This is a genomic window from Kitasatospora sp. NPDC056138, from assembly GCF_042264695.1.
Taxonomy (GTDB): domain Bacteria; phylum Actinomycetota; class Actinomycetes; order Streptomycetales; family Streptomycetaceae; genus Kitasatospora.
This window is the reverse complement of sequence record NZ_JBHJVK010000002.1, coordinates 183716-192943: the sequence shown is the minus strand read 5'-3', so window position 1 is coordinate 192943 and position 9228 is coordinate 183716. Positions and strand designations below refer to the sequence as shown.

Here is a 9228-nt window from a genome sequence, read left to right as displayed (position 1 = left end):
GCGCCCCGGAGGTGGCCATGCCAGGCCCCGTCCGCCCGGTCGTCAAACGCACGGCTCGGGCCATCCTGCTGGAGCTGGACCCGGACGACCCGCACGCCCCGGCCTCGATCGTGCTGATCAAGCGCACCAGGCCCGGCAGCAATCCGTACTGGATCACGCCCGGCGGCGGCGTCGAGAGCACCGACCGCACCGTGGTGGACGCCCTGCACCGCGAGGTCGACGAGGAGCTCGGCGGCAAGGTCGTGGACGTGGTGCCCGCCTTCGTCGACACCGTCTCCCACGCGCACCACGACGACGGCACCCTCGCCCATCCGCACGGCGTCAAGGTCCAGCACTTCTTCGCCTGCCGGCTGGCCGGGATGGACCCGGCCCGACGGCACGGCCCCGAGGTGGACGAGCCGCACGGCGAGTACGAGATCGTCCGGCTGCCCTTCACCCGGGAGGGCGTGACCTCGGTGAACGTCGTACCGCCCAGCCTGCGCGCCTACCTGGCCGCCAACATCGAGGGCGTCCGGGCGCTGCTCGCCCACGACCTGGGCTGAACCCTCCCGCCGAGCCCCGACGCGTGCCCCCGGAGGCGCGCGGAGCGGCCGGACGGTGCCGCCTCTGTGCGGCGGCCGGACAGTACCGCCTCACCGGACCGTCGGCTCCCCCTCCAGGTCGTGGTGGACGCTCGCCTGCGGCACGCCGCAGCGCAGCAGCGCCGCCGCGGTCCGCCGCACCATGGTCGGCGGCCCGCTGACGAACGCCGCGCGGCCCGTCCAGGGCCCCCGGCGGACGACCGCCTCGGGGAGCTCCCCGCACTCGGCGCCGTCCACGCCGCCCGCCTCCGGCGGGAGGACCGGGTGGACGGTGAGCCAGGGGTTCCCCTGCGCCAGCCGCCGCAGCGCGTCCAGCCCGTACAGCCCGGTGTGCTGCCGGGCGCCGTAGAAGACGTCGACCGAACGGCCCCGGGAGCCGTACGCGGCCACCTCCTCGACCAGTGCGGTGATCGGCGCGATGCCGGTGCCGCCGCCCACGCAGAGCAGGTCGGCGCCGTCCGCGCGGTCCAGCACCATGCCGCCCGCCGCCGGTCCGAGCCGCAGCACGTCCCCGGGCGCGGCCCGGTGCACCAGTGCGTTGCTCACCCAGCCCGCCTGGACGGCCTTGACGTGGAAGGTCAGCAGCCCGTCGGAACGGGGTGCGGTGGCGAACGAGAAGTGCCGCCACACCCGGGGCCACCAGGGCGTCTCCAGGGTCGTGTACTGCCCGGCGCGGTAGGGGTACGCCTGGTCGGGACGCACCGTCAGCACCGCGACGTCCGGAGTGCCGAGCCGGTGCGCGACCACCTCCGCCTGCCACCAGGGCGGCGAGGTCTTCGCCGCCTGCTCGGCGGCGTCGATCATGACCTTCGCGACCAGCCCGTACGCCCGGCGCCAGGCCAGTTCGGCGTCGGCGTCCCAGCGGCTGCCGCAGTACCGCGCCAGTGCCGCGACCAGGCACTCGCCCACCGCGCCGTAATGGCCGGTCAGCGTCCCGTACTTGCGGTGTCCCCGGCCGAGCCCGGTCAGGTACTCGGTCAGCCCGGCGGGGTGGTCGGCGTTGCGGGCGGCCATCAGCAGGGACCGGAACAGCCGGTCGCGCTGCACGTCCATGGCGGCCGGGAAGAGCGCCCGGATCTCGGGGTGGTGGAGGAAGAGCAGGGCGTAGAAGTGTGCGGTGGCCCGGTCGGCGACCGGTTCCACGACCGCCAGGCAGGACCTGATCAGCTCGATGTCCCGTGCCGTGGGCAGCTGTTCGACCGCCTGCCCGGCCGGGGCGGCGGCCACCGGCTGCGGCAGCGCGGGGGAGCCCGGGAGGGCCGGGAGGGCGGCGAGGGCCGGAAGAGCGGGGAACGCCGAACCGCCGGGCAGCTCCGGCCGGGCCGGCGCGGCCGGGAGCGCCGACGGGCCCGGATCCCGGGGCGCGTCCACCGCCCATGCCCTGGTCCAACGATCGCCAGGTCCGGCCCAGTTGAGCCCTGGCGCCCGGGTGAACATCGGCTCGATCGGCGGCGCGAGCGGCAGTACGGGCAGTGCCGCGGCCGAGTTGGTCGCCGCCGCGCCGGGGGGCTCCGCCACGGGGGCCGGCAGCCCGGCCCACATCGGGACGGCGGGAACCGCGACTGCGGGCGCCGGGACGGCAGGGGCCGCGACGACGGGCAGTGGGAGTACGGGACTTGGGACCGCGGAGGCCAAGACCGCGGAGGCCGGGACCGCGGGCGCCGGGACCGCGGGCGCCGGGACCGCGGGCGCCGGGACCGCGGGCGCCGGGACCGCGGGCGGGCGGGTCGGCCGGGGCGGGATCACCAACCCGCTGCCGACCACCCGCCCGTACGGTTCCGCCGCCCCAGGATCCCGGACCGGAATCGGGTCCGGAGCCGCCTCCGGGACCCCGGGAGCGGTGTCCACCGCAGCCGATCCATGGCCCGCTCTCACGAGTAACGACGTCGAATCCACCGCAACTTGACGAGTGCCCAAGAGAATCGTTCCACTCCGGTCGTCCCTGCAACCACACCTGGCTCTGCTCCGCTGAAGCCTTCGGTAGCCTGGCACGCCTGGACAGCTCATCCGACAAATCAGGTAAAGCCTGGACACCCGGGCCGGACACCCGTTACCCTCACCGGCCCGACCCGGGACGGCCCGCTACAGCTGCCGCAGCAGCGTCCCCGGCTGCTCGACGCAGTCGGCCACGAAGCGCAGGAACCCGCCCGCGGTCCCGCCGTCGCAGACCCGGTGGTCGAACGTGAACGACAGCTGGGTGACCTGCCGGACGGCCAACTCGCCCTCGTGGACCCAGGGTTTGGGCACGATCCGGCCGACTCCGAGCATCGCCGCCTCGGGGTGGTTGAGGATCGGCGTGGAACCGTCCACCCCGAAGACGCCGTAGTTGTTGAGCGTGAACGTGCCGCCGGTGAGCTCGGCGGGGGTGAGCGACCCCGCGCGCGCCGACTCCGTCAACCTGGCCAGCTCGGCGCCGAGTTGCTCGGTGTTCAGCAGGTGTGCGTCCCGGACCACCGGGACCACCAGCCCCCGTTCGCTCTGCGCCGCGAAGCCCAGATGCACGGCGGCGTGCCGACGGATTCCCGAACCATCGCTCTCCACACTGGAGTTGAGCTCGGGGAAGCGGGCCAGCCCGGCCGTGCAGATCCGTGCCAGCAGGGCCAGCACGCTCACCTTGGGACCGGTCGCCCGGTTCAACTGGGCTCGCATCGCCATGAGTTCGGTGGCGTCGGCGTCCACCCAGCAGGTCGCGGCGGGGATCTCCCGATGGCTGCGGGTGAGCTTCTCGGCGATCGTCCGCCGCAGCCCGCGCAGCGGGACGACGTCCGCGGCCGGTTCGGCCGGCACCTCGGCCCGGGAGGCCTCCGACACCGCTCGCTGCACATCGGCCCGCATGATCAGCCCGTCCGGGCCGCTCCCGGTGACCCGGGCCAGGTCGAGACCGTGGTCCCGGGCCATCCGCCGCACCAGGGGCGAGATCACCGCGACCACGGCGGACGCCACGACCGGCGGTGCGGCGGCAACCGGGCCGACAGGTACCGCGTCGGCAACCGGGCCGGCGGGCACGGCGGCCGCAACAGGGCGTTCGGGTACGGACGTTGCGGACACCGCCCGCACCCGGGCCCGGCGTCCGCCCTTGTCACTCGCCATGACCCCGTAGCCGACCAGCGGACGCTCGTCGGCCACCGGCGCCGCAGGCATCTCGTCCGCACCGGACCCCGACGGCGCCACCGCGACCGTCACCAGCGGCGAGCCGACCGGGATCTCCTCGCCGACCTCGCCGAACCGTGCGGTGACCACCCCGCCGTAGGGGCAGGGGACCTCGACCACCGCCTTGGCCGTCTCGACCTCCACCACCGGCTGGTCGACCGCGATCACGTCGCCGACCTCGACCATCCAGCGGACCACCTCGGCACCGGTGAGTCCCTCACCGAGGTCCGGCAGGGGGAACTCTCGCACCACGGGCATCATCGTCACTCCTCCCACTGCAGCCGGGCGACCGCGTCCAGGATCCGGTCCACCCCGGGGAGGTGGTGGTGCTCCAACATCGGCGGCGGGTAGGGGATGTCGAAGCCGGTGACCCGCAGCACGGGCGCGGCCAGGTGGTGGAAGCAGCGTTCGGTCACCCGGGCGGCGATCTCCGCGCCGACCCCGCCGAAGCCGGTCGACTCGTGGACCACCACGGCCCGGCCGACCGAACGGACCACCTCGGCCACGGTCCGGTCGTCGAAGGGCACCAGGCTGCGCAGGTCCAGCACCGCCAGGTCCCAGCCCTCGGCCCGCGCCGCCTCGGCCGCCTCCAGGCAGACCGGCAGCGAGGGACCGTAGGTGATCAGCACCGCCGAGCGGCCGGTCCGCCGCAGCACGGCCCGGCCGATCGGCTCGACCGGTGCGGACGGGTCCCACTCCTGCTTGCCCCAGTAGAGCCGCTTGGGCTCCAGGAAGACCACCGGGTCGTCCGAGGCGATCGAGGCCCGCAGCAGGCCGTACGCGTCGGCGACGGTGGCGGGGGTGACCACGTGCAGGCCGGGGGTGGCGGTGTAGTACGCCTCGGACGCGTCGCTGTGGTGCTCGACGCCGCCGATGCCGCCGCCGTACGGGATGCGGACGGTGATCGGCAGCGGGAGCTTCCCGGCCGTGCGGTTGCGCATCTTGGCGACGTGCGAGAAGAGCTGTTCCAGCGCGGGGTACGCGAAGGCGTCGAACTGCATCTCCACCACGGGCCGCAGGCCGTACATCGCCATGCCGATGGCGGTGCCCAGGATGCCGGCCTCGGCGAGCGGGGTGTCCAGGCAGCGGTCGGGACCGAACTCGGCGGTGAGACCGTCGGTGATCCGGAAGACGCCGCCGAGGGTGCCGACGTCCTCGCCCATCACGTGGACGGTCGGATCGGCCTGCATGGCGTCCCGCAGCGCGGAGTTGAGCGCCTGGGCCATGCTGCCGGTCCGCACCGAGGCGGCAGTCTGCGGCACGGCGCCGCGACCGGGGACGGGCGTGGGGGTGGGCGACGGCTGGACCGTACTCATCGGGTGTGCACCTCGGCCTCCGCAGCCAGTTCGGCTGCCAACTGGGCCGACTGCTCGCGCAGTTGCGGCGTGGGTTCGGCGTAGACGTGGTCGAAGAGGGACATCGGGTCGAGCTCGGCGTCGGCGTGGAACTCGGCGCGCATCCGGGCCGCGAGTTCCTCGGCCTCGTCGGCGGCCTCCTGCACCAGGGTGTCCTCCAGCAGGCCCGCGGCCCGCAGGTGGAGCTCCATCCGCAGGATCGGGTCGTGCTCGCGCCAGGCGGCGACCTCCTCCTCCTGCCGGTAGCGGGTGGCGTCGTCGGCGTTGGTGTGCGCCTCGATCCGGTAGGTGAGCGCCTCGACCAGGGTCGGTCCGCCACCCGCACGGGCCCGCTCCATCGCCTCGGTGAGGACGGCGTGCACGGCGGGGGCGTCGTTGCCGTCCACCAGGCGGCCGGGTATGCCGTACCCGACCGCCTTGTGGGCCAGGGTCGGCGCGGCCGACTGCTGGGTGAGCGGGACGGAGATGGCGTACCCGTTGTTCTGCACCAGGAAGACCACCGGGGCGTGCAGCACGGCGGCGAAGTTCAGCGCCTCGTGGAAGTCGCCCTCACTGGTGCCGCCGTCGCCGAGCATGGCCAGCGCGACCACCGGCTCACCGCGCAGCCGGGCCGCGTGGGCCAGCCCGACGGCGTGCGGCGCCTGGGTGGCCAGCGGGGTGCAGAGCGGCGCGGTGCGGGTGGCGCGCGGGTCGTAGCCGGTGTGGGCGGAACCGCGCAGCAGGGTGAGCGCCTCCAGCGGGTCCACCCCCCGGGCGACCACGGCGAGGGTGTCGCGGTAGCTGGGGAAGAGCCAGTCCTGCTCGTGCAGCGCGAGCGCGGCGGCGACCTGGCACGCCTCCTGGCCGGTGGAGGCCGGGTAGACGGCGAGCCGCCCCTGCTTGGTCAGGGTGGTGGCCTGCTGGTTGTAGCGGCGGCCGACCACCAGCCGGCGGTACAGCTCGCGCAGCAGCGCCGGGTCGGTCTTCTCCAGCAGCGGAGTGCCGAGCACCCGGACCGGGGACGGGTCGGGCAGCAGCGGGGCGGGATCGCTGCGGGGGCCGGTCGCGCCCGGCAGCCACCCCGGGACGGAGGCTGCGGCTGGGTGGGGGTCCCCCCGGAGGAAGTCGGGGGAAGGGTCGAGAACGGTCATCTCGGGCACCTCCGAAGGGTGGGGAGGGGGTGCGACAGGGGCAGTGGTGATGCCGTGGTGAGCGAGTGGCGGCGGAGCGGCCGCCGGGCCTCTTTCTCCCTACCGATTGTTCGGTTGTCTGTTCATTCTGGCCACAGCTGCGCCAAGGTGGTGGACAATCGGCCCGACCAGCGGTCTGCTGGTGGCAGCATGTCCATTCCGGGAGGGCGGGGGACTGTGTCCGCTGAACAGATGTCCAGGCTCGATCGAGTCGATCGTTCGATCCTCCGCCTGCTCCAGCAGGACGGACGGGCCTCGATACGTTCGGTCGCCGAACGGGTGCACGTGTCCCGGGCCAACGCCTACGCCCGGATATCCAGGATGGTCGAGGACGGGGTGATCCGCGGCTTCACCGCCCGGGTGGACCACGAGAAGGCCGGGCAGGGGGCCTCGGCCTACATCACGCTGAAGATCGTGCAGAACTCCTGGCGGACCGTCCGCGAGCAGCTGCTGGAACTGCCGGGGGTGGCGCACATCGCGCTGGTCGGCGGCGAGTTCGACGTCCTGCTGCTGGTGCACACCGCCGACAACCGCGCCCTGCGCGAGCTGGTGCTGACCAGGATCCAGGGCATCCCCCAGGTCCTCGCCACCCAGACCCTGCTGGTCTTCGAGGAGACCGACCAGGTCCCCCCGGACTAGGGCCCGTCCGAGGGCCCGCCTTCGGACTCCCGCCTGCCGGGCCGGGCGGGTCGAATCGGGGCGAACCGACCGGGCCGGGTCGGGGCGGGCCGGGTCCGGGCGAGCGGGTCAGGCCGGGGACGGCCCGGTTCACGCCGTCGGTGCGCGCAGCCCGTCGAAGGCCAGGTGCACGATCGCCTCGGCGACGCCGTCGGCGCTCCTGGTACCGGGGCGGTACCACTCCACAATCGAGTTGATCATGCCGAAGAGCAGTCGGGTGGCCAGTCGCGGCTCCACGTCCGACCGGAGCTCACCCTCGGCGACGGCCGCCCGGAGCAGCTCCGCCACCCGGTGGTCGAACTCCCGACGCCGCTCCAGCGCCCACTGCTCGGTGGGCGTGTTGCCGCGCACCCGCAGCAGCAGCGTCACGTACGGCAGCTCGTCGAGCAGCACCTCGGCCGTGCGGCGGACGACGTGTTCGAGCCGGTCGACCGAGCGGCCGGCCTGGGCGGCGGGCTCGTCGAGGATCGCGAAGAGGCCGTCCAGGGCCCGGCCGACGGCGAGTCTGAGCAGCTCCTCCTTGCCCCGCACATGGTGGTAGATCGAGGACTTGGAGATCCCGGCCGCCTTCGAGAGGTCCTCCATGGAGGTCCCGTCGTACCCGCGCTCGTTGAAGACCTCGACGGTCACGGCCAGCAGTGACTCGACGGTGTACGTGGTGCGGGTGGTGTTCTCGGCCATGGGATCGAGTATCCTCGCCGCCCCGACCGCGCGTCAGCCTGGGGTCGGAAACCGCCGCCGCCCGCAGACCGTCCGCCGCCGAATTCCGCCCCTTTCCCGCCGAATACGGGATTCCGGTGCCTGAACTCGGCCAAAACTCCGCGAAAGCGAATTCCGCCGTCGCCCCCCACCCGGGCCGCGAGCCCCGGGGGTTTCCAAGGGGGCCGGATAGACTCCCCGTCCACCGCTGGATGTCCCGGCGGAGTGGTGACGGCGACCGGTGGAGGGGCCCCACAGTGAGCGCGATACAGGAGACGGTGGCATCGGACCGCCGTCCGCTCCCCGGCGAGTCCCCGGCGCCACCGTCCGCGCCACCGTCCTTCCCCGAGTCCGACGCGTTCCGCCACCGCCTCCGCCGGCGGGCCGCCGAGTTCGGCCCCGCCCTGGCACTGTTCGGGGCGGTGAAGCTGATCGGCTTCTCGGTCTTCATGCTGCTGCTGGATTCCTCCGGCCGCTTCCACGACCTGGATCCGCGATTCGGCGGCGGTGCCCACCCGTGGGATGTCCTGGGCAGCTGGGACGGCTGGTGGTACCAGCAGGTCGCGCAATTCGGCTACCACCCCCAGCTGATAGCCGACCACGGCGGATTCTTCACCGTCCAGCAGAATTCCTCGGCGTTCTTCCCGCTCTATCCGGGCCTGATACGCCTGGTCTCGGACTGCACCGGCATCGGCCTCTACGGCGCCGGAATGCTGGTCTCGGTCACCGCCTCGTTCGCCGCCGCCGCCGGGATCTACGCGGTCACCGCGCAGCTGGCCGGCGCGCGGGCGGGCGTGATCGCGGCAGCGGTCTGGGGCGCCTTCCCGGGTGCGGGCGTCGAGTGGGCGGTCTACACCGAGTCGCTGTTCGTCGCGCTGACCGTCTGGTCCTGCTACTTCGTGATCACCCGGCAGTGGGTGAACGCGGCGCTGATCACCTTCATCGCCGGCCTGAGCCGCCCCACCTCGATGACCCTGATCGCGGGCGTCGCGCTCTCCGCCGCCGTCGCCCTGTTCCGCCGCAGGGACGGCGTGCTCGGCCCGCTGTCCGCGATCCTGCTGCCGCCGCTGAGCTTCTTCGGCTACATCGGCTGGGTCGGCTACCGGATGGGCCACTGGGACGGCTACCTCACCCTCCAGCGCGGCGCCTGGCTGCACTTCTTCGACTTCGGGAAGTACACCTCCGACGCCGTCGCGCACATCCTCACCGGCGACAACAACTACCTCTTCGCGTACCCGACCGAGGACCTGGTCGCCGTCCTGGTGCTGTTCGCACTGCCCTGCCTGCTGGTCCCGCTGCTAAGGCTGCGTCCGCCGCTGGTGATCACCGTCTACACCCTGGGCACCCTGGTGCTGGCCCTCGGCAGCCAGCAGATGTTCGGCACGCTGTCCCGCTTCGTGCTGCCGGTCTTCCCGCTCACCATCCCGGTCGCCATCGCGCTGCGCCGCCTCTCGCTGCCCTCGCTGGCCACCGTCCTGGGCATGGGCGCCATCGCCTCCGGCTGGTTCGCCGGCTACGTCGTCTTCGAGCTCGGCATCCCGTAACGAGCGCGCGCGGCAACGGACACCGGCGCCGCACCGGCCTCCGCCGGCGGGG

8 protein-coding genes are annotated in these 9228 nt (G+C 73.5%); 3 read left to right on the top strand and 5 right to left on the bottom strand.

The window, feature by feature from the left end; all coding sequences use genetic code 11:
* Window positions 1-17: 17 nt before the first annotated feature.
* Window positions 18-542 (top strand): NUDIX domain-containing protein, encoded by a 525-nt coding sequence (locus ACFC1R_RS02390; protein ID WP_375931654.1) that lies wholly within the window; start codon window positions 18-20, stop codon window positions 540-542.
* 90 nt (window positions 543-632) lie between these two features.
* Here the strand turns inward: ACFC1R_RS02390 and ACFC1R_RS02385 are convergent, their stop codons facing one another.
* The 4 genes from ACFC1R_RS02385 to pdhA form a co-directional block, all read right to left on the bottom strand.
* Window positions 633-2099 carry a globin domain-containing protein gene (locus tag ACFC1R_RS02385; protein WP_375931310.1) on the bottom strand — a complete coding sequence of 489 codons (1467 nt, stop codon included), beginning with the start codon at window positions 2097-2099 and terminating at the stop codon, window positions 633-635.
* Between the two features lie 564 nt (window positions 2100-2663).
* A complete protein-coding gene (locus tag ACFC1R_RS02380) occupies window positions 2664-3989 on the bottom strand; it encodes a dihydrolipoamide acetyltransferase family protein (RefSeq protein ID WP_375931307.1) in 1326 nt (441 codons plus the stop codon).
* 5 nt (window positions 3990-3994) lie between these two features.
* Window positions 3995-4957 (bottom strand): alpha-ketoacid dehydrogenase subunit beta, encoded by a 963-nt coding sequence (locus ACFC1R_RS02375; protein WP_375931651.1) that lies wholly within the window; start codon window positions 4955-4957, stop codon window positions 3995-3997.
* An 86-nt stretch (window positions 4958-5043) separates the two neighbouring features.
* The gene (gene pdhA, locus ACFC1R_RS02370; RefSeq protein WP_375931304.1) at window positions 5044-6216 is read right to left on the bottom strand and encodes a pyruvate dehydrogenase (acetyl-transferring) E1 component subunit alpha; all 1173 of its coding nucleotides are present in this window, start codon (window positions 6214-6216) and stop codon (window positions 5044-5046) included.
* A 189-nt stretch (window positions 6217-6405) separates the two neighbouring features.
* Here pdhA and ACFC1R_RS02365 point away from each other — a divergent pair, with 189 nt between their 5' ends.
* Window positions 6406-6894 carry an Lrp/AsnC family transcriptional regulator gene (locus ACFC1R_RS02365; protein ID WP_082119931.1) on the top strand — a complete coding sequence of 163 codons (489 nt, stop codon included), beginning with the start codon at window positions 6406-6408 and terminating at the stop codon, window positions 6892-6894.
* A gap of 129 nt (window positions 6895-7023) precedes the next feature.
* On the opposite strand, the gene ACFC1R_RS02360 is transcribed toward ACFC1R_RS02365, so the two are convergent.
* Window positions 7024-7614, bottom strand: a complete 591-nt coding sequence (locus tag ACFC1R_RS02360) for a TetR/AcrR family transcriptional regulator (RefSeq protein WP_375931301.1) — start codon at window positions 7612-7614, stop codon at window positions 7024-7026.
* Between the two features lie 275 nt (window positions 7615-7889).
* Here ACFC1R_RS02360 and ACFC1R_RS02355 point away from each other — a divergent pair, with 275 nt between their 5' ends.
* A complete protein-coding gene (locus ACFC1R_RS02355; RefSeq protein WP_375931298.1) occupies window positions 7890-9176 on the top strand; it encodes a hypothetical protein in 1287 nt (428 codons plus the stop codon).
* Window positions 9177-9228 lie beyond the last annotated feature (52 nt).